Here is a 21,638-nt window from a genome sequence, read left to right as displayed (position 1 = left end):
ACAGCTTTGTTTCAGCATCAGATTTTAACAAACAATTTATTGATAGCACTGCTTTTAGCTTCCATGAGGTATCCAGAGCCGATAATTCCTTATCCTTTACAGAGTTCTGTTTTTCCTTTCTCTATGCGGTTGGGAGCGCCGAATTTAAAGGAATGCTGATTTTCTAAGTTCAAAAAAGGCTATTGGGTGAAAATGCATAATATCAGCTTCTTCCGCCTTATTTCATGGGGATCCAGCTTTCGATCTAAAGTCCCAATATACATGCCGCAACACTGTACCTGCATCCGGTCTTCTCCAGATGGTCTGCAGGGCAATTTCACAATTGTTTTGGATGATATGCATATTTTTTTTAAATTCAAAATACAGAAATTTTATCAAGAAGCAGATTATGGAGAAATTTTCAGGATTTTTCACCCTCCATGAGGATGAAGACGACAAGGGTAAGACCCTTGAGAGTGTCAAGAAAAATATTGATTTCAAAGGCGCCAATCTTTGGATACTGGCCTGTGCGATCATTATTGCCTCTGTGGGGCTTAATGTGAACTCTACAGCGGTGATCATAGGTGCGATGCTGATTTCCCCGCTGATGGGACCGATAGTGGGGGCGGGTTTTGCCCTGGGAATCTATGATTTTTCCCTGCTAAAAAAATCGTTGCGCAACCTGCTTAATGCCACTCTGGTAAGCCTTCTTTTCTCGACGGTCTATTTTTACCTGAGCCCCTTCAAGGAAGTGCAGTCCGAACTGCTTGCACGCACATCTCCCAATATATATGATATACTTATTGCCTTCTTTGGGGGGCTGGTGGGCGTGATTGCCGTCACCAGGACCGAAAAGGGAAATCCCATTCCCGGGGTCGCCATCGCCACGGCCCTCATGCCGCCGCTCTGTACGGCAGGCTACGGCATTGCCACTATGCAGTGGCCTTTTTTCCTAGGCGCTTTCTACCTGTACTGCATAAATTGCGTGTTTATCGGCATATCCACTTTCCTGATTGTAAAATATCTTAAATATCCTGCCAAAGAGGCTGTGGACAAGGGACAGCAGAGAAAAGTCAGAATTTTCATTTCCGTACTCATTACCGTTATGATTATCCCGAGCGCCTATCTTGCCTATACGCTGTATGAGAAGCAGCAGTTCATCAAAAGTGCAGACCTTTTCGCCGATCAGGAGTTCACAGCTAAAGGCTACACGATGGTTTATAAAAAGACTTCCTATGCTCCAAAGGGGAAAGTGCTGGAGCTGGCTTTCCTTTCCAAGAGATTTACAGATTCCGAAATGGGCCTTCTGAGAAAAAAAATGGGTGAGAACCAGTTTTTGAAGGGTGCCCAACTGATTATCAGGCAAGACAGCACCGACCGTTTCAGTGCGCTGAAGGGCGATATCCTGAGCCAGATCAAAAGCAGTGAGAATGAGCTCAATGCAAAGGATGTGAAGATCATGCAGCTCCAGAAGCAGCTCTCGCGCTATGAGTTCGATAATGCCTCATTTCTGAAGGAAATCCGAATATTGTTTCCCGAAGTAAGTTCCCTGGCCATTGTGCGCCAGCAGGCCGCATTAAAAAACGATTCGCTTGCCGAGGTGACTGCTGTGGCATATGACGCGGCAAAACCAATCAGACAGGCCGATAAGGAGAAGTTCAGGACCTGGCTCAATGAAAGGCTGGGCGTCAAAAACGTGGTGCTCTACCGCCGCGAGAAGTAGCCTTATGGCGCATAGATCAAGGTATGATTGCCTGTGCACGCGTAAAGGATGGCGTAAAAAAGGGCCTTATTTTTGCAAATAAAACCCTTTTTCGAATAAAGCAAAAAAAAGCATTTCAAGCTGCACGGGCCCAAAATAGCCGCTGCATTGAAAATTTGTTATGATTTTTCGGATCTTCTGCCATAGAGATATAAAATGGCATAGCCCAGCGCGCCGGCCAGAAGGGAAGCTGTAAGAACGGCAAATTTTGCCTGCAGCTGTAATTCAGGCTGCTTAAAGGACAAAAGGGCAATAAAGATAGACATGGTAAAGCCGATGCCGCCCAGAATGCCTAGTCCAAGTACATGAGGCCATGATGTCTGGTCGGGCAGTTCTGAAATTTTGAGCTTAACGGCTAACCAGGACATTAAAAAAATCCCGGCGGGCTTGCCGAGAAATAATCCCAGTATGATACCCATCCCGATGCTTCCTGCAAGCCCTTCGATCATTCCGCTCTCAAAAGTGATGCACGTATTGGCAATGGCAAACAGTGGCATTATGAAAAAGTTTACCGGAATGGTAAGGCTGTGCTCAAGTTTTTCCAACGGGGATTCGGTGTCATCCTCATTGGTGGGCAGGGCGAGCGCCGTCAGTACCCCTGCAATGGTGGCGTGGATGCCTGAATGATGCACCAGATACCACATTGCTGCCCCGGGAATGATATAGCAGAATATGTTTTTTACCCCGCATCTGTTAAAAATGATCAGAAGCGACATGATGCCTGCTGCATAGGCAAGGTAGATAAGATGGATTTCGCTGGAATAGAATATTGCGATTACCAGTATGGCGATCAGATCGTCAACGATGGCAAGTGCGGCCAGAAAAATTTTAAGCCCGTTTGGGACTCTGCTGCCCAAAAGGGAAATAATGCCGAGTGCGAAGGCAATATCGGTGGCCATGGGAATTCCCCAGCCTGCGGCCGCCTGCGGATTTGAGGCATTCAGCGAGGCGTAGAGCAGGGCCGGCACAGCAACACCGCCGATAGCTGCAAGCACCGGCAGGGACGCCTGTCTGAAGGAAGAGAGTTCCCCTTCGATGATTTCCCTTTTGATTTCCAGGCCGACCAAAAGGAAAAATACAGCCATAAGACCGTCATTAATCCAGGTAATAAGGGGATATTCCAGATCTATGGCTCCAAAATCCCTGCCAAGTTTCATCTGCAGCAGACCATTAAACGATTCTGCCCACCCGATGTTGGCTATAGTGAGCGATATAGCTACGCAAAGCAGCAGGATGACGCCTCCGGCTGAGGAGGAGGAGAAAAATCGTTTGAAAATATTTAGGTTTATTAGTTTTGTCATATCTGCAAATTTAGCCGGTAAGGGCAGAAAAAACAAATCGGGATTGATTTTTAGAAGAATCCAAAGAGTTTTTCGTTAAGGAAAATGCGGGCAGCAGTCTTATTTTTCCTGTTCTTTTTCATTACTGCTTCTGCTGCGGCCGATCCAGAAAAGCGGGGCAGATGTGCTGGCGGCAAGTCCGGTGCTTTTTTTAAGGATTGTTCCGTCTGCCGGCGCGGTTATTATTTTTACGTTCCTGCCGAAAACATCGGTTATATAGCCTATTTCCTCACCTTTGATAATGCTGCTGCCGGCCTTTGCGCTGCTGTAGAACAAGCCTTCTGCAGGTGAGGCTACAAGCAGCTGGTCATTAAAGAATCTTTTTGGAAGCACTGCCTGCGGAGCCAGTTTATGCTGATACATTTTGAGCTGGGCCAGCATATTATACACAGCATTCATGGCCGGGCCTATTTCAGATCTGGCGGCGGCGGCCTGCTTTGCCGCCGTTATGCTCAGGGCTGGGATGCCAAGGCGCACTGCCTGTCTGGAGATCTGCTTGGAAGGCTGCCCGCAAGGCTGAAGATAAGGCCTGGCAACTACGGTTCCCAAACCGCTGATTTCGCACAGGCGCGAGCACAAGAGGGCCTGCTGGGGAAGTTCACTGTTATGATAGTAGCTGGCATATGATATAAGGTCTTCATTGCTGCCCGCTGATCTGATATCCAGAAGAATATCAGTAGCATCAAAAATATGGGTGGTTATAAAATCGGCTGCAAGCCCATTGACGATGCTTTTTTGGGCTTCTGGAAAATACTGATCCAGATTTAAATCCGTATTCAGGCCGTTATTTTGGCAGGAAGAAAAAAAGGAATCCAGATTCATTATCGGAATTATGATCAGGCTCCCGGCCAGTTTTTCAGGGTTTATCTCGCGGCGCAGTTTTAAAAGTGATTGTACTGCCGATTGTTCTGAGGGCCGCGCTCCTGACACGATGGCAAAGGTCGGTCCCTTAAATCTTCCGCATATCAATGTTGCCGGGAGCCCGGCTTTGATGCTGTCAGAAGTGCCGATGCGGAATATGGTGTCAATTTTTTTGCCCTGATGCTGTTCAAGGTAGAATTTCAGCGATTTTTTTTGAGACGCCGCCGTCTGGCATATAAGCAAGGATATGAAAAGCAAGAATAAATGTTTCATGGAATTTTGAGAGCGGATACGGGTATCCTGATTAATAAATGATTAAAACCAATTAGGCCTGCAGAGATAAAACACGATTAGTTTTGCAATAGGAAACGACTTGAAATGATATCCAGCAGATGTTTAGGAAAAACATTGAATGGTAAACAATTCACGGGATCTAGCGGCCTATGGGGCTAAAAATGGTGAAGATGCAGCGAGTCTTAAAAGATTAAGGAAATTTAGCGAAGTGAAAAGCCGGACCCAAAGGCCGAAAATACGGTACGCTGTTTAAGGGATTTCTAGAAAAGGTGAAATAGGTGAAGCAGGCTGCTGCTGTCCAGCCGGCAGGCTATTTTGTTCTTGAAAAGCGAGCTGTCTATGGCGCAGTTCGCCAAAACAGCATCAAAGCGGAATTTTTCATTTTTCAAAACACAAACGGACGGCTTGAGTTTGGTTTTCCGTTCATTGGATGAACTATTTATTCTCACTTTTTTTTTAGCGCCCGGTGCACTGAAAACTGAAGCTGCTGCATCTGAGCCTGCAAGGATTTCCATGGACGGATCAGAGAATACAGCCGATGAAAGCTTTTCAGGCTCACTGCCGTGGAGAAGACGCAGGGCGGTAAGCAGGAAGATCAGTATGTTCTTGCAGGGCGGCATTAGGGGAGATGAGATGATTTTATTTCTTTTTGATATCCGAAACGGCAAATATAGCTCTTATTATGCTTATGAGATAATTATTGGGCATCAAATCGCCTTTAAATGGGATTTCATTTTCTGAAATTGAATGCTGACCAGAGGTTCTCTAAGGGGTATTTTTAACCACTATACATTAAGGTGGCGACCCGCGCACCGGAGCAGGCTCCTGCATTAAATCTGCCTGCGGCGGGATCATTTAACCGCCCGGGGCAGAGTATAGTATTGCCGCGGATATTAAAATCATTTTTCAAATAATCCGTCCTTTTCCCATTGCTTGACTATATCTATAGTTTCCTGGGGCATTCTGGGGCCTCCCTTGGGCATCAGCACGCTATTGCCGTTTTCAAGGGAAATGCGGATGATGAGGCTTCGTTTTAAAACGGCCTCTTTGACCTGGGCATATGTGGCAAGGGATATGGGCGCACCGTTTGTGGGAACCGCCGCATGGCAGACAATGCAGTTATTGTCAATAATTGATTTCACATCCTTGTCATAGGTTGCTGATCCGGCAGGGGCGGTGGTGTCCGTCGGAGCTGCGGAATCATCATTGGAGCAGCCTGCAAGGATTATGGCAGCTGATAAAACGGCACATGCTTTTTGTAGTTTCATAACGTTTTTTTTTTTTTGGTTTGCAGAGCAGAGATGATTTTCATCTCAAGGAATGCTTTTCACCTATATACGCCAAAAACTCTTTTACAGATTGCAGGAAGACCTCTTTTTGTCCATTGAAATCCGAATCATGGCTTTTGCCGGCGATATCTCCAAAAACATGGGCAGTATGAAAAGATGATGCGGGATGCTGTTTTAGGCATGGCTGATGCTGTGGAAAGGATTCAGATTATTTAAAACAATTCTAAACTAAAGTTTTCTTTTTACTTGTTAAAACCATCCTAAAAAAGTTTCCGTATATGACCTTAAATCTAACCGCTATAAAAATCACGTATGAAAATCAACAAGCACATCAAAAAAGGTCTTTGGATCGCAATGGGAACAACGGTCCTGTTTTCAGCAATTCTTCTTTTCCATATCATTACTGCCAAGCCTGCGGTTTATGACACTCCAAACCTGCAGGTAAGCCGCATTGACTTCAAGCAGGCTATCGATTCTGCACAGGCCAGACAGATCTGCGCTGACCTGAGATCCATCAAAGGGCTGACCTCGGATTCCATCATTATCAAGAGAAACGTGGTGGTTTACTTCCATAATAACCGGATCACCAATTCAAAAAAGGTCTATGCGCAGCTGATGGCCAAAAGGCATTATGATGCGCAGCCCTATATACTGCCTGAAAATCTGGCATCCAAAGAAGTCTGTCCTATGGACCAGAACAGTCTGGGCTACAAGCTGTCCCAGAAGATCAATCATTTTTTTAATTAACCTTTAATATTATTGTTATGAAAAATTATTCTAAAATCGCCTTAATCGCGTTATTCCTTTCAACGGCTGTTTTTACATCCTGCAGCAATGATGATGAGACTCCGGCTCCTGTAAAAGCATCCATATATGAGCGGTTGGGAGGCACTAAAATGGTTGCCGATCCTGATAATTCAGGACAGATGATCGAGCAGGGACGCCTTAGCTTCCGCAAAGTGGTCAATTCAACAATCGGACTGATAGTTGCCGATATCCAGTCCAATGCATCAGGAAACCTGCAGGCGCATTTTGCGCCCCTTCTGGCCGAAACCGGAACGACCCAGGCTACAAATATTGCAAAATTATCCGATAACCTGACTGATTTCTTTTCCTTCAACACCGGAGGGACAAATGCAGTTAATACGTATTCGGGCCTGAGCATGGCAGCGGCGCACAACCCTGCGACAAACCCTAGAATGGGAACAAAATCCAGCAGTGCCGACTATACGAAATTCGAAGGTTATGTGGGAGCGGCCGCCAATGCGAACGGCGTTGCTTCAAACACCGAACTTTATACGGATATTGTGGCAGTTTTGGAATCATTGAGAACGCCCATCGTCCAAAAATAATTCATCTTCCCAAAAAACGCCGCCTTTTTCTGCGGGCGGCGTTTTCTTTTTAAGACATTGTCTTATTCCAAAACAAGCATGTCTGCCTAAAGGAATCCCTTTGCAGTTGCAAATTTGCTGCATGGCATCTTTGACCATATATCTCATACAAGGACCATACTGACTGGAGGCGCTTGTCCGCATGGCAGCACATACGGGTGCGGACTGATTTTCCAGAGCAGAACTCCTTTTTTTTCGAATCTTTAATCAAAGCCATCCCATGGAAAATTTTAAGCTTTCCCAAAACACCACTTTCTACGCCTTAGGATTAAGCTATAAAAAAGCAGATGCCCTGATCAGGGGGAAATTCAGCCTGGATGCTGAAGGCCAGTCTGACCTGCTGGCGCAGGCCAAAACCGAGGGCATAGAGTCGTTGATTGTAATTTCCACCTGCAACAGGACTGAAATCTATGGATGGGCTTCTCATCCGTATGAACTGATAAAACTGCTTTGCGGCCATACGAAAGGCAGAGTGGAGGAATTTCAGCAATTTGGCTACATCTATAAAAACAGCCAGGCCGTCAGCCACATGTTCCGGGTAGGGACAGGTTTGGAGAGCCAGATCCTGGGCGATTTTGAAATCATCAGCCAGATCAGAACCGCTTTTAGCCGCAGCAGAGAGAAAGGTTTGGCCGACACATTTCTGGACCGCCTGGTAAACACCGTAATCCAGGCGAGCAAAAAAGTCAAGACAGAGACTAAAATTTCCTGCGGCGCCGCGTCGGTTTCTTTTGCATCGGTACAGTATATAATCCAGAATGCAGCTGATGTAGGGAACAAAAATATTCTGCTGCTGGGGACAGGAAAAATAGGCAGAAATACCTGCGTAAATTTATTAAAGCATACCAAAAACAGTCATATAACCCTTATAAACAGAACAAGACACAAAGCCGAATTGCTGGCGCGAAGACTCAATGTCATCGTAAAGGGTTACGGCGATCTGAAAGAAGAACTGCAAAGGGCGGATGTGCTGGTTGTGGCTACGGGAGCGCAAAGCCCCACTATTGATAAAACACTTCTTGGCCTGCATAAGCCCTTATTGATCCTGGACCTTTCCATTCCGCGAAATGTGGATGCCGATGTCAAAGAAATACCCGGCGTGACTTTAATGCATCTGGATGATCTCTCCCAGATTGCCGATGAGACGCTGGAGAGAAGAAAACAGCATATTCCTGCCGCAGAAGCCATTATTGAGGATCTGAAATCAGAGCTGTATGCCTGGGTGAACGGCCGAAAATGCGCACCGACCATCCATGCATTGAAAGCAAAACTGAATGAGATTGTATCGACTGAGTTTGCTTTCCAAAAGAAGAAAGCAATCCATTTTGACGAGGTTCAGATGGATCTGGTCAGTTCCAGGATTATCCAAAAATTGATAGGCCATTTTGCGAGCCACTTGAAAGAGGAGAATACGCCAGTGGACCAGAGCATAGAATTTATTGAAAAAGTATTCCAGATAGGGCGGTTTATGCCCGATAGATCTTCTTGGCCTACAGAAGAAAAATACAGAATCAATCTGTCATAAAAATAAACTGGAATTCAAGCGCCAGACAGACCAGGCAGAGCCAGGCATCTAGGGCATATCTATAAATGATGCGCTTGAGGTGTTTTTTTGAAGCGGAATTCTTATGCTGATTTTACATAATTCCCATCTTTAAGGTGGAAATTATGTAAAATCTGTTTCCGTATTTGTTTCAGGGCGCCAGAATTCCTAAATTGGAAAATTATTGATCCAAGAGCCGAATAATTCGATTTTCAGGGATTTTCTGAGGGCTGTGGCGCAGCCGGCTTGAGGGATCCTTGTATGATGGTTTTATTCGGCAGCGAAAAACCGACAGATCATGGATGAAGACCCGAAAATAATCATATGCCTAGCCGATGACGATGAGGACGACCGCATGCTGCTCCATGAAGCGCTTCTGGAGCTCGATCGGCCTTTCAGGATATTTGAGCTCTGCAGCGCACAGCAGCTCATCGAGCATTTTTCCAAACCGGAGCAGGAGCCTGCCGATTTCATATTCCTTGACCTTTATATGCCGGGCATGGACGGCTTTGAGTGCATCGAAAGGCTCAGAGGCATGGGCCCGGCTCCCGGAAATGCAAGGATCATCGTCTATTCCCTTGACAGTGCAGCCAAAACAATGCAAAGGGCTTTTGCCCTGGGAGCGGATTTTTATGCCGTGAAGCCCAGCACGTATGAAGATCTTAAGAATCTGGCGGCAATAGTCATGGGAGCATCGTGGGAGGATTTATCAGCTCAAGAGCGGATATTCCATATCAGGTAGGAGGCGGAAACAGCCCAGAGACGGCTTATCATGCAGTTCCAAACGGCAATAGTTTTAGGTTTGTTTTTTAGGTTTGTTTTTTTTTTGGAGCTTTTTCCCGCTATGCGCTTCAATCTTCTGCGCCGAACCCCGGCGCAGAAGGATTTCCGCTACTATCGGGGCTATTTTGTGCTTTATTTTAGTGAGGAATAAATCAATTTTCAGCTGTTGTCCATCAGCAATTATGTTTAAAAAAAATGGCGCCAATTGAAGACAATTGGCGCCATTTGGCTTTGTGACGGGTACAGGACAAATTACAACATCATTTTTGGATGATTTGAAGAAATTGGCTTACTATATGTAGGGGCTGTCTTCCATTGGCTTTGTATTTTTGGTTTAGATGTCCTGTTGGGGATTGATGCAAAAAAAATATAAAAACTAAATTTGTTTATCACATCAAACTAATAAACAATTCTACAAATATTATGGAGGATTTGAAAAGATTTTTATGGTTAAGGTAGAGTTGTCTTTTTTTTGGCTCGATGAAGTTCTTTTTGGGATTTAAAGATAAATTTATTTGATTTTCAGAACTTTTAACAAAATGATAAATTATTTTCTTAAATAAGCTTCCTTCAAATTTTGCAGCAAAAATTTCATCGTTGAAAACTAAAATTTGTTCAACATTCGCCTTAGCATTTTGTAGCAGAGTATCAAGTCCAGAGCCGAAAAATACGTTATTACAAGCAATACTTGAACAATTTTATATTTCAGTGTTATAGTCAGAAACTTAGGGAAATCAAATTTCGCAGGATTTTATTTGAAAAATTTATTCAGCAAAATAGCTTAACTTATTTTAAACCAGGCGATTGGTTTGTACTAAAATATTTAATATATTAGCTTAAGACTATAAAATGATGGCATCAAAATCCAGCATTTTTTTGCTGTGCAAATTTGTAGTAATTCTTTTGTAATTTAAATACGGATTGATATTAAACTTAAAATCTAATAATATGAATAAGATTATTTTTTTCGCATTTATGATCAGTATATTATCTTGTAAAAAAAATATTGAGAATCAAAGTTTACAGGCTGAAAATAATGCAAATGGGCAGACTGAAATTAGCAAAAAACTACTGCATTCCCGTGCCGTAGAAGCTGCAATTTGGGGAATACCAATTGTTGCAACTGATGCCATTCGACAAGGTTACCTTAATTTAGGTGCAAAATACAATGACATTGTATATTTCTCCAAGATGCCAGATTGGAAATTTCAAACAACGACTCCAAACGCATCTACAAGATATATCTACAGCGCTTACGATACAAAAAAAGACGGACCTGTGGTTTTAGAAGTCCCACCAGCAGCTGAAGCAGGAATCTATGGACAATTATGCGATATGTGGGATGTGCCGATTGTGATTGTAGGAGGAGGAGGAGAAGACAAAGGAAGAGGTGGGAAATATTTAATTGTTCCGCCAGATTACACTGGAAAAATACCGGAGGGATATTTTCCAGTCCGCCAAAATACTTACGGTGGTTTCTGGTTGCTTCGTACAATAGCAAAAAGCAACTCGCAAACAGATCAGGATGCTGCAAATGCATTAATTAAAAAGATCCGTCTTTATCCTTTCTCCAAAGCTAATAATCCTCCCCAGCAAAATTTTATAGACGCCTCCGGCAAACTTTGGGAAGGATATCCAAAAATGGATGAAACTTTTTATACTTCACTTGCTAAAATGGTTAACGAGGAGGCTATCATTCCTAGAGATTTAGCAATGATGAATATCCTGCGTACTATAGGCATTGAAAAAGGTAAAGAGTTTAAGCCTACAGAAGAAAATCTTACGGTTTTTAAATCGGCTATCAAAGAAGTGCATGAATATATTAACATTCTTCAAAAAGAGACTTTGATTCCTTATTTTTGGGAAAACACTCATTGGTCAATACCTGTTTCGGCAAATTTTAAAAATGAGTTTTCATTTCAGGATTCCAATTTATTAGATTACGATGCTAGGGCAGTAGCCAATTTCTTTGTCTGGGCACCTCCTAAAAAGGCTGATAAAAGCGCTCCAACTATTTATGTCTTATCTTACAACGATAAATCCGGTGCACCTTTAAGTGGTGGAAAAACATACCATTTAAGGGTTCCGCCAAACGTTCCTGCTAGGCAATATTGGTCTATAACAGCTTATGATTACGAAAATGGATGCTTTATTCGGGAAGCGCCTGTTGTAAGTTTAGACTCTTTCAACACTAAAACGAAGAAAAACAAAGACGGATCTGTTGATATTTATTTTTCTCCAAATGCTCCAAAAGGATTTGAAAACAATTGGGTCACAACCGGAAAAGAGGGAAAATGGTTTGTCTTTTTTAGGCTTTATGCTCCTGATCCGTCATTCTTTGGTAAAAAATGGAGAATGGCCGATATAGAAGAAATAAGTTTATAATGCAAAAAAAGGATAATATTCAAATTAGAAACCCATCTTATGGTCAAATAGAATAATTTGCCAATAAAGAAACTAAAGAATTTTAAATTGCAATGGAGATAATGAAAAGTCATTTTGTAGTTTAGTTTTTATTGTTGTTTATTAAAGTTACGACCAATACTTATTATATCCGAGCGCCGTACGAATCAAGGGATTCATGCGATGTTGGCTTATACGACAGGCAGTGGCGTTGACCGAAGGTCTGATAAATTAAGGAAAAGAATAAACCAATTTTTTGCTTCAGCCGGGCAACAATTATATTTAATAAAAAAATGGCGCCAATTGTCTTCAATTGGCGCCATTTAGCTTTGTGACCTTGACTGAACAATTTACAAACCATTTTATGAATGATTTAAAGAAATTGGCTTACTTTCAGGTTAATTTGTAAGATAATTATTTTGTTTTTTTAACAATCGACGGTTTGGTTGTATCATAAGGGTCAAATGTTAAAATTTGTGAATTCAAAGTAGATGTATTTTTTCTAAAATAAATCTGTATATAAATGATAGAGATAAATTTTTAGAGTAAAAAAAACAAATTGTTTAAAAGTAAATTTAAATTATTATTCTGAAAATATTCAAATCAAAATTTATCGACGATCATTTTTTTCTTTGCAGATTATTCAATTTAGCAACATTTTTTATCTTGCTGAATTGGCGGACACGGGACACTTCCAAAACTGCAATATACGCAGCAATCACCTTGCTTTGGTTTAAGAGTTTGTTTGCAATTTTCACATTCGTAAAAAAATTGACAGGCATCAGTCGGCATTGTTTCTTCTTTGCTGTGGGAGCAAAGGGGGCAGGTTATTATTGATTGTAGAACGATTTTCATTTTAATTTTTTGTTAGTTACTATATAGCCTGTTGAATTAATTGCTTTTTCAATTTCATTAATGGTAGTTTTGGAATTATCAAATTCTACAATTGCTTTACCAGTTGTATAGTTGACATTTGAATTTATTATTCCTTGTAATTTATTCACTTCATAATTTACGTGTTTTTCGCAGCTTGCACACGTCATTCCATTGATTGTATATTCCGCTTTTTGACTACTAGATGATTTCTTTACGATTAAGATTTGCTTATCTGTATTTGGATAGAAAATGTTTGAATAGTAAGGAAACAAAAGCATAAGGACTGCAAATATGGTAATGATTCCTAAAAACATTTTTGAATTAATGAATTTTGATTTTTCTTTTGTATCGCAGTTACATTCTATATGCTTTTTAGTTTTTAGTTTTTGGTACCAAGAAAACCCAATAATTAAAACAGTCAGCCCGATGAAATAAGGCCTCATTGGTTCAAGCCATGAAAAAGCAGAGGCAAGTCCACTTGTTCCGGCAACGACTGCTAATATGGGAGTAATACAGCACAATGAAGCAGCTATTGCTGTGAAAAATCCAGCTCCAATTATTTTATTCTCTGTTTTCATATTTTTTCTAAAATTTCATTTTCGATTAATATTTCGAAGAATGGTTTGAGCATTTTTTCATATTCCTGTGTCAATGAATAAAAGATGGTTTGCGCTTCTCGTTTAGTTTCGATAAGTTTTCTGTCTTTGAGTTTTCTTAAGTGTTGAGAGATTGCAGAGGTACCCATTCCAAGAATGTCACTTATATCACAGACACAAAGTCGTTTTTCTTCATAAAGTAAAAAGAGAATTCTTAATCTCACATTATTACCTGCTAATTCGAGCCCGTTTGATAAATAGTCAAAGGAATCATTGAGTTCAAGTACTCTGTTTTTACAGCGGATGATTTGTTTAATATCCGCCTGTTGTCGTATGCAAGAATTACTTTCCATTATACAAAAATAACGTATTTTATTATTTAAGCAATTGCTAAAATAAAAATTTTTTAAAAGTGTTTTGCTTCTTTTAGGCTAGTGAGTTGCAATCGTAATTTAGAGTTTGTTTATAATATCATTACAGCAAAATAAAAACCTTCAAAACTAATTTAGCTTTGAAGGTTTTTACAAATGATTAATTTAAAAGGTTTTGAAATTTAAATTTTGATTTTAATTCCTGCATTCACTACAAAACCATCTAACGGAGCATAAATATCCTTAAAGACGGGATTTGAAATAGGTCCTGTATATATGCTTCCAAATTTAGTCTGTCTCGTATCGGTAAAGTTTTCAAAATTGGCATACACTGAAAAATTCTCCCAAAGTTTTTCTACCATAAAACCGAAAATCCAGTAATCTCTTCCTGTCGTGCCGTCATTTAGTTTTTGAGGACTATAATAATAAGCTTCTAAGCCGGCTTTCCATTTATCTTCAACTTCATACATCAAAACGTTATTCAGTCTGTGTTTAGCCGTTAAAGGGTTTTCAGATTTTATTCCATTCGTATCTATTGAGGCATCTGTATATGTATAACCGAGAAATAACTTAAAATCTTTATAGCCTAATTTGATATTTGTTTCAGTTCCTTTTGTGTCCAAGTAGCCATTAACATTTACAAACTGGTAAACGTTATCAGGAAGAGAATTTAAAATCAAAGGATTGTCAACATTGGTGTAGAAAAATAACTGATTCCAAGATAAGGACAGATCTTCTGTAATTTTAGTTTTGTAATTTACATCAAAGTTAAAACCGTAGCTTTTTTCAAGTTTATTGAAATCACTGCTAATTGGCAGTACATTGCGATACTGTATGCGTTCGCTTTCTTCTGTAAAAATAGTTGGTGTTTTATAACCCAAACCTCCGCCAATTCTAGATGTAAATTTAGAATTAATTTTAAACAAAGCAGAAACTCTTGGAAGCAGCGAAAAACCATAATCAATAACATAATCTCCTCTAAGGCCTGTTTCTATTTCCAGCCATTCTTTTGCTTTAACCGTATTTTGAAGGAAAGCTCCATAAGTAATCTGGTTATAATTCCTTAACGGAAAAGAGGTCTGGCTGTTTTCAGTAAAACTGTCTGTATATAAGTTTCCACCAGCAACCCATTCTGCAATTTCACCGTTTTTAGAATAGCTTATTTCAGAAAAAGTACTGTTCTGCAAACCGTCAAAAACATAATCAGGAATTGTGATAACACGACTGAAATTATTAAAACTGTTTTTAATGGTTAAAGATTCTCTCTCATTAAATTTATGAGTCAAGGCAAATTGAGTGCTTATTCTCTGGGTTTTATTTTTTTCGAAGTAACTGCCAGGATATTTATTTTCATCTTTAATATAATCAATATTTCCGCCTATACGATTTTCAAAAACCGTATTTACTCCAAAATTAAGTTTTGTGTTTTCATTAAAATTGACAAATAGTTTTGGATTAAAATTAAAGCGTTCAAATTTCGGAATAGCGGTTAATTGTATATCTGCTGGATCATAAGGTGCATTTCGGTCGTGAGAAGCAAAAACAGTCAATCCGATTTTGTTAAACTGCTGCGAATAAAATCCATTAATATCCAAACCAAGGGCAGAAGTTCCATTGATCAGAAATCTTAATTCTCTTTCTTCGGTTGGAGTTTTAGAAACAAGATTCACTAATCCTGCGATTGCTCCTCCACCGTAAAGGGTAGAGGCAGAACCTTTGATTATTTCAACCTGCTTTAGGTCTAATGGAGGTGTCTGCAATAATCCCAGTCCGCTTGACGCACCTGCATAAATGGGAAAACCATCTTTTAAGATTTGCGTATATCGACCGTCTAATCCCTGAATTCTAATAGAAGAATTTCCGGAAGTTGCTGAAGTCTGCTGAGTCTGGATTCCGGTACTTTCGTTAAGCATCATACGAATGTCTCCTGGTTTCATATTGGCTTTTTCTTCCAGTTCTTCGCCAGCAATAAATTCTACTCTGGTCGGAATATTACTAATTGTTCTGGTTCCTCTGGTTGAAGTAACGACTATTTCTTCCATTTCTTCAGCGTCTTCTTCTTTACTCTGCAATGCAATTTCTATAAAATTAGAGCTAGATGGCACTTTAAAAACAGTTTTGCTTGGAGCGTAGCCTTCTATTGAGCTCGACAAGGTATAATTTCCATCTTTTAGATTTTCGATAGTGATATTTCCGTCATTATCTGATTTGAAAACAGAATTTGTTTCTTCAATTTTTGCAGATGCACCTTTTATAGGTTCACTAGTTGCAGTATTCTTTATATGGAATTTGATAGTATTCTGTGCTCGTGCAGTGCCAATAAATGCTATTGCCACAATCAATAAAATATATTTAAACATTTATGATTTCTTAATATTAATAATAAACAATTAAACCCGCATAATGAGATTAGTGCAGGGGATAAACTTTTTACATTAAGAAATTTTAGGAGGCTGCCAGATTTTGCAGATAAAAGAAGAATCTACAAATTTGTTGTAGGATGGCGTCTGCGAAACTTCGATAAGCGTAAATTCTAATTTTTTATTGATAATTACAGAATTAAAATTTATGGTAAAACCAATGCAAGTTCCACAAGAATAAAATGGCGAACATTTTCCGTTGCATTCATTACCGCAATCATGTGATTCATCCTTGCAGTTTTTTTCGCAGTTTTTCTCGACACCACATTCTGTGTGTTTAGAAAACGCAGAGCATGGCACTGTTGAAAGAAGCAGTACAATTAACGATAATATTGTTACCAATGTTTTCACGGTGCGAATTTAGAAATATTTTAGTTAATAGAATATTGAAAGTTAAGATAGTTTTTTGTTAATATAAACATAAAAAATCTTTGAAAGTCCCAATACATAGGTAATACCAATGGTTTGAATTCTGAGTAGTTACCTCAACAGGATTTATAAACCGTTCATATTTATAGGTAAAAGAGGGTTAAATGATGTATGATTGACATAAAAAAAACGCTAAAACTAATGTTTTAACGTTTCTTTAAGAGTGACGGGGACAGGACAAATTACAACATCATTTTTGGATGATTTGAAGAAATTGGCGTACTACATGTAGGGTCTGTCTTTCATTGGCTTTGTAAATTTGGTTTAGATGTCCTGTTGGGGATTGATATAAAAATTATAAGAACTAAATTGTTTTATGGCAGTAAACTAAATATACAATTCTAAAATATTTTATGATTTACCAATCATTGCAGTCAGAAGAAGTGTCCCTTGTGTACTTTTTGACATATTATTCATGAATTATTATCTGTTTTCTCAATTAGTCCGCTCATAGCCAGAAAATGAATTTGTGCAAGTGCCACTTGCACAAATTACCTCTAATCATCATATTAGTTTACTCACTAAAGCATTATTTTAAAGAAAGAAAATTAAAAGCAAGAATGATTCAAAGTTATCGTAATTTAGTAGAAGTAGTAAAAAAAGTGGCGCCAATTGTCTTCCATTGGCGCCATATGCCTTTGTGAAAGGCGCAGGACAAATTTCGACATCATTTTTAGATGATTTGAAGATTTTGCCTTGCTATATGTGGTGTCTGTCTTCCATTGGCATTGTATTTTTAGTTAGATCTCCTCTTAGGGACTGATGCAAAAATCTACATGATTTCATAGATAATCTCTAATGAAATTTTTTCCGATAATTATTATTTAAATTATTAATGTTCAATATTTATGGTGAAAAATATCAAGTATAATTATGAATTGAAATGAACGGTTAAAATTGTCTTCAATTAGTCTCATTTGGCAATATTGACTTCTAGATATAAAGCCAAATAAATTTTTCGGCACTTAATTGAATTGGCTGCTTTTGAACTTATTTTCTGAGATAATTATTGTGAACGTTTAATTAAGCTAAAAAAAAATCCTATACCAACTCATTTAATTTCCAAGACTGATCATAGAGAGTTTTGTTGGTCGTAAATATGATTTATAATCTTGCAGTTTGAAATTTTGAAAATTTGTATCATGGCATGTTAAAATCATATCTCGATTTTTTACCTCATTTAATTTTGTAGTTTGTTTCTTATAAATGAATATTTGATATAGCAAATGTTGTTTCAAATTATGATTTGAAACAACATTTTTCTTTTTTTTTGGATAATTTAAAGTTTAGAATCCGAACTTTAGTTTGTAAGAAAAGTAAAACCCTTTTAAACTTTAAAATTATGAAAAAATTAATTGCACAATGGCTTCCAATGAGTGTATTACTGGCGATGATGCCCTTCGGTCTAATTGCTCAGAATGGTTCAGATAAAAATAAAAAGGAAGCAAGTTCGTTTACCAAAAAAAAGCAGGAAGATCTTCTCTCTTATCTTCCCTTTAGTGACAATACATCATATGAAGATGCGAGAAAAGGATTTATTGCAACGCTGCCGGCGGGTGAAATTAAAGATGAAAAAGGAAATGTTGTATACAGCATGAAGCAGTATGATTTTATCAAGGGAAAAGCTCCTGCAACTACTAATCCCAGTTTATGGAGACAGAGTGAAATAAACAGCATACACGGTCTTTTTAAAGTTACAGACGGAATATATCAGATTCGTGGTTTTGATCTGGCCAATATGACACTAATCGAAGGTAAGACCGGCTGGATTATAATAGATCCGCTGTTATCGCCGCCTACAGCTAAAGCAGGGCTTGATCTCGCAAATGAGAAACTTGGGAAAAGAAAGGTGTCGGCGGTGATTCATACTCACAGCCATATTGATCATTTTGGTGGTATCCGAGGCGTTGTGGATGAAGCTGATGTGAAAAGTGGAAAAGTGCCCATATATGTGCCGGAAGGATATTTTGATGAAGCAATCAGCGAGAATGTAATGGGAGGAAACACCATGGGAAGAAGAGCTTCATATATGTATGGAAACTTATTGCCGAAAGACGCAAAAGGAACTTTGGGAACAGGACTGGGACAAACCACTTCAACCGGGTTGGCTGGAATTTTAGAAGGCACTGAAATAATTAAGAAATTGGATGGAGAGAAAAAAATAATAGACGGAATAACGGTTGAATTCATTTATACCCCTGAATCTGAAGCACCAGCTGAAATGATGTTTTACTTTCCAGAATTTAAATCTTTCTGCCAAGCGGAAGATATCAGCCACACTCTTCACAATTTATATACCTTGAGAGGCGCAAAGGTAAGAAATGGACAGAAATGGAGCGAGTATATCGATCTGTCTTTACAGAAATGGGGAAAAGATGTCCAGTCAACCTTTGGATCACATCACTGGCCTACATGGGGAAATGAAACTATTAACAAATATTGGAAAAGCCAGAGAGACCTATACAGATTTATCCATGACCAGACTTTAAGATTGGCAAATGAAGGTTATACTCCAGTAGAAATAGCCAATATGCTAAAACTTCCTGAAAGCTTGGATAAACAGTTCTACAACAGAGGATATTATGGGTCTGTCAGCCATAACATAAAGGCGCAGTACGACCTATATTTCGGATGGTTTGACGGCAATCCTGCCAATCTAGACAAGCTGCCGCCTGCGGAGGAGGGCAAAAAATATGTCGAGTTCATGGGAGGGGCGGCATCAGTTTTAACAAAAGCCAAACAGACATTTGATAAAGGCGAGTACCGATGGACAGCGACCGTATTGAGCAATCTTGTATTTGCAGATCCTAAGAACCAGAGTGCAAGAAATCTGCTTGCAGACACTTACGAGCAGCTGGGATATCAGGCTGAGTCGGGGCCATGGAGAAATTTTTATCTTTCAGGGGCAAAAGAGCTGCGAGACGGGGTTAAAGTGCTTCCATCGCCAAATACGGCTGGTCCAGACATGGTTCGCGGAATGTCTACAAGCTTGTTTTTTAATTTCCTTGCAATGAAGTTTAAAGGTACAGATCCAGATGCCGCGGCAATGAAGTACAATTTCAATATCACGATGCCAGATGTTAATGAAAAAGTCGCACTCCTTATAGAAAATGGCGCTGTTAATCCGCGCATAGGAAGCAATGTTTCTGAGGATGTTACCGCAAGCCTGACAATTAACAGAAAGGATCTGGACCGCATTAGTCTTGGCGAGACTTCTTTTAAAGATCTTGTTGATAACGGGACTATTAAAATTTCAGGAGATAAAAACGCATTTACAAGCTTTTTAAGTAAAATAGATACTTTTAATTTCTGGTTTAATATAGTTGAACCTTAATACTAAAAAGCAATGGCTGAGAATCAGGGTATCGGTTGAAGTGAATGAACATTTGGAAATCGAAAGAGAGCATTTCAATGAGATATCCTGATTTTTTTTGTTTCAGTACGGCTTTAATGGATTGAAAATAAATAGTTTGTAAATAGCAGTTTGAAAGATTATTTTAAACATTATTCTATGCAATTAAATCGCACATTGACAAAAAGATCTATTAGAGTGTAGCTTCACCATTAATTTACCTATGAGATTTGCCGATTTTAATTTTCGCCATTACAAATAACGAGAATTTTGTAATAGAATACTTTTAGCTTTTCAATAGCTTGATAATTAATTTAAATGCTTATGCGCTTTAAATTTAAATATGTTTTAACTGTATTATTACTTGTGAATGTGCATTCAAGTTGGGGGCAGAAAGAAGTACTGAATCAATTCTGGAACGAATATGCCTTTACGCATAACATTAGTGAAAACTGGGTAGCAGAAGTTGATGCTGGATTGACAAGTAGCGGAGTGCCAGATGAAAACAATATTTTTTACGGTTTAACACAATTCAGCGCTCGAGCATGGATACATTATTATCCGGGCGACCGTTGGAAGCTTTCTTTTTTTTATGCTTACTATTACAATAAGAATGTGCCGGAACTTAATCAAAATCAAGCGCCCGAATATCGGTTTGCTTTGCAGGCAACTTATAATCTAGCTAGGCATGGAAGAATAAATATTAACCTTAGAGCAAGATTTGAGGATCGAAATATTGAGAACGAAGCAGGGATTTTCGAAGCTGTTGAGCGTTTTAGATTTCAAGGCAGAGCGGTATACCCCATAAACCGACCAAAAATAAAAGAAAAGACGGTATATGGATTTTTATCTGATGAAGTGTACTTTAAAACTAAAAGTGAAATAAGCGGCAGTGAGTTTTTTGACAGAAACCGCGCCACGATAGGGTTAGGTTACAAAGCATCAAAAAAATTTCAGATCGAAATTTCGTATGCAAATGAATATTTGCCTCGTATGGCGACAGATAAAGTTTATAATGCCCTTCAGCTAAATCTCACTTTTGAAAATATTTTTTCTGATATCTCAAAGACCGTTGTCCGCAAAGAGAAAGCAGTGGATGATGGAGCGCCAAGCGGTGGAGGTGGATAAAAGTATTAATTTAATGTATCTTATATCTATGAAGGACGCTCTTAGCAAAGACGTTATCATAGCAATTCAATGTTTATCTGCATCTAAAAGCATTGGCTAAGATTGGCAATATCTGAAATCTCTAACAGGGAATATTTTTGTCCCATTTTGTTGATAATGTATTGTGTAGGTGTGTTTTTTAAGGTTTTATTTAATAAATTTAATTAAATTTGAGTGTAACATTTAAAAAAGAAAAAACATGAGAAAAATTACGCTATCATTTTTTGCAGTATTATGTTTTGCAAGTGTATCTGCGCAGGCCAGAAAGGAATTGAATTTTGGTCTTGTGGGAATAAATTATGAAATACCGGTCCACAGGGACATAACCATTGCCCCGGGAGTGGGGACCACGCTGGATCTTGACTGGCTCAATGCCGGGGTAAAGGGAAATTATTATTTCGACCATGTATTTGGCATTACTGATGATGCCTGGGACGTATATGGCGGGGCCAATGTAGGCTATTCTTTTGATTTGAGGGATGACCATGGCAATAATGGCCATGACGGAAGCGATTTCAATGTAGGCCTGCAGATAGGCGGAAGATGGTTTTGGAACGAAAAATGGGGCGTTTATGTAGAAATAGGAGGCGGGAATGTTTCAGGATTTTCGCCTGGGATAGGACTGACGCTGAAACTGTAATGGCATAGTTTTCAGCATATATGGATTGCGCTGCTTGAACGCGATTTTAAGGTCTGTTTTTTTTGAACATAGAAATCGCAAAACAGATCAAAGCACGCCTTCGGACTGTTTTTAGGCCACAGGCTATTCCAATATCTTTTTC

Annotated in this window: 18 protein-coding genes; 10 read left to right on the top strand and 8 right to left on the bottom strand. The window is 39.2% G+C overall.

Features of this window, described 5'->3' with window-relative positions:
- Positions 1-388 precede the first annotated feature (388 nt).
- Complete coding sequence (locus AAYQ05_RS21290; protein ID WP_343545274.1) at positions 389-1,702, top strand: DUF389 domain-containing protein; 1,314 nt, start codon at positions 389-391, stop codon at positions 1,700-1,702.
- Between the two features lie 158 nt (positions 1,703-1,860).
- Here the strand turns inward: AAYQ05_RS21290 and nhaA are convergent, their stop codons facing one another.
- Both nhaA and AAYQ05_RS21280 read right to left on the bottom strand, forming a co-directional pair.
- On the bottom strand, positions 1,861-3,042 hold the full coding sequence (gene nhaA, locus AAYQ05_RS21285) for a Na+/H+ antiporter NhaA (RefSeq protein WP_343545273.1): 1,182 nt from the start codon (positions 3,040-3,042) through the stop codon (positions 1,861-1,863).
- 99 nt (positions 3,043-3,141) lie between these two features.
- Complete coding sequence (locus AAYQ05_RS21280; protein ID WP_129053242.1) at positions 3,142-4,215, bottom strand: succinylglutamate desuccinylase/aspartoacylase family protein; 1,074 nt, start codon at positions 4,213-4,215, stop codon at positions 3,142-3,144.
- Positions 4,216-4,575: 360 nt separating this feature from the next.
- On the opposite strand from AAYQ05_RS21280, the gene AAYQ05_RS21275 reads away from it, so the two are divergent.
- Positions 4,576-4,977: a hypothetical protein gene (locus tag AAYQ05_RS21275; protein ID WP_343545272.1), complete on the top strand. Its 402-nt coding sequence runs from the start codon at positions 4,576-4,578 to the stop codon at positions 4,975-4,977.
- A 158-nt stretch (positions 4,978-5,135) separates the two neighbouring features.
- On the opposite strand, the gene AAYQ05_RS21270 is transcribed toward AAYQ05_RS21275, so the two are convergent.
- The gene (locus tag AAYQ05_RS21270) at positions 5,136-5,504 is read right to left on the bottom strand and encodes a hypothetical protein (RefSeq protein ID WP_129053244.1); all 369 of its coding nucleotides are present in this window, start codon (positions 5,502-5,504) and stop codon (positions 5,136-5,138) included.
- A gap of 333 nt (positions 5,505-5,837) precedes the next feature.
- Between AAYQ05_RS21270 and AAYQ05_RS21265 the strand changes: the two genes are divergently transcribed.
- The 5 genes from AAYQ05_RS21265 (at position 5,838) to AAYQ05_RS21245 (ending at position 11,627) form a co-directional block, all read left to right on the top strand.
- Positions 5,838-6,272: a hypothetical protein gene (locus tag AAYQ05_RS21265; protein WP_281632468.1), complete on the top strand. Its 435-nt coding sequence runs from the start codon at positions 5,838-5,840 to the stop codon at positions 6,270-6,272.
- A gap of 17 nt (positions 6,273-6,289) precedes the next feature.
- Positions 6,290-6,877 (top strand): globin family protein, encoded by a 588-nt coding sequence (locus tag AAYQ05_RS21260; RefSeq protein WP_129053246.1) that lies wholly within the window; start codon positions 6,290-6,292, stop codon positions 6,875-6,877.
- Between the two features lie 259 nt (positions 6,878-7,136).
- The gene (hemA, locus tag AAYQ05_RS21255; protein WP_343545271.1) at positions 7,137-8,441 is read left to right on the top strand and encodes a glutamyl-tRNA reductase; all 1,305 of its coding nucleotides are present in this window, start codon (positions 7,137-7,139) and stop codon (positions 8,439-8,441) included.
- Between the two features lie 316 nt (positions 8,442-8,757).
- On the top strand, positions 8,758-9,201 hold the full coding sequence (locus tag AAYQ05_RS21250) for a response regulator (RefSeq protein ID WP_343545270.1): 444 nt from the start codon (positions 8,758-8,760) through the stop codon (positions 9,199-9,201).
- A 989-nt stretch (positions 9,202-10,190) separates the two neighbouring features.
- Positions 10,191-11,627, top strand: coding sequence for a DUF1214 domain-containing protein (locus AAYQ05_RS21245; protein WP_343545269.1), 1,437 nt, complete (start codon positions 10,191-10,193; stop codon positions 11,625-11,627).
- Positions 11,628-12,293: 666 nt separating this feature from the next.
- Here the strand turns inward: AAYQ05_RS21245 and AAYQ05_RS21240 are convergent.
- From AAYQ05_RS21240 to AAYQ05_RS21220, 5 genes are all read right to left on the bottom strand, one after another.
- Positions 12,294-12,500 (bottom strand): GDCCVxC domain-containing (seleno)protein, encoded by a 207-nt coding sequence (locus AAYQ05_RS21240; protein ID WP_119790645.1) that lies wholly within the window; start codon positions 12,498-12,500, stop codon positions 12,294-12,296.
- Entirely contained in the window at positions 12,497-13,099 is a 603-nt protein-coding gene (gene merTP, locus AAYQ05_RS21235; RefSeq protein ID WP_343545268.1) for a mercuric transport protein MerTP, read from the bottom strand. Before merTP ends, AAYQ05_RS21240 begins: the two co-directional genes overlap by 4 nt.
- On the bottom strand, positions 13,096-13,470 hold the full coding sequence (locus tag AAYQ05_RS21230) for an ArsR/SmtB family transcription factor (RefSeq protein WP_119790651.1): 375 nt from the start codon (positions 13,468-13,470) through the stop codon (positions 13,096-13,098). The genes merTP and AAYQ05_RS21230 overlap by 4 nt, the downstream gene beginning before the upstream one ends.
- Before the next feature lie 200 nt (positions 13,471-13,670).
- A complete protein-coding gene (locus AAYQ05_RS21225) occupies positions 13,671-15,848 on the bottom strand; it encodes a TonB-dependent receptor (RefSeq protein WP_343545267.1) in 2,178 nt (725 codons plus the stop codon).
- A gap of 75 nt (positions 15,849-15,923) precedes the next feature.
- Complete coding sequence (locus tag AAYQ05_RS21220) at positions 15,924-16,259, bottom strand: DUF6660 family protein (protein ID WP_343545266.1); 336 nt, start codon at positions 16,257-16,259, stop codon at positions 15,924-15,926.
- Positions 16,260-17,679: 1,420 nt separating this feature from the next.
- Here AAYQ05_RS21220 and AAYQ05_RS21215 point away from each other — a divergent pair.
- The 3 genes from AAYQ05_RS21215 to AAYQ05_RS21205 all read left to right on the top strand — a co-directional run bounded on the left by AAYQ05_RS21215 (position 17,680) and on the right by AAYQ05_RS21205 (position 21,496).
- Positions 17,680-19,671 (top strand): alkyl/aryl-sulfatase, encoded by a 1,992-nt coding sequence (locus AAYQ05_RS21215; protein WP_129748830.1) that lies wholly within the window; start codon positions 17,680-17,682, stop codon positions 19,669-19,671.
- Between the two features lie 342 nt (positions 19,672-20,013).
- Entirely contained in the window at positions 20,014-20,817 is an 804-nt protein-coding gene (locus tag AAYQ05_RS21210) for a DUF2490 domain-containing protein (protein WP_343545265.1), read from the top strand.
- A gap of 238 nt (positions 20,818-21,055) precedes the next feature.
- Positions 21,056-21,496, top strand: coding sequence for a putative outer membrane beta-barrel protein (locus AAYQ05_RS21205; protein WP_343545264.1), 441 nt, complete (start codon positions 21,056-21,058; stop codon positions 21,494-21,496).
- Positions 21,497-21,638: the final 142 nt, after the last annotated feature.

The organism is Flavobacterium movens, from assembly GCF_039581425.1.
In the GTDB taxonomy this organism is placed as follows: Bacteria; Bacteroidota; Bacteroidia; order Flavobacteriales; family Flavobacteriaceae; genus Flavobacterium; species Flavobacterium luteolum.
Note: the sequence above shows the minus strand (reverse complement) of the source record. Positions and strands in the feature narration are given on the sequence as shown.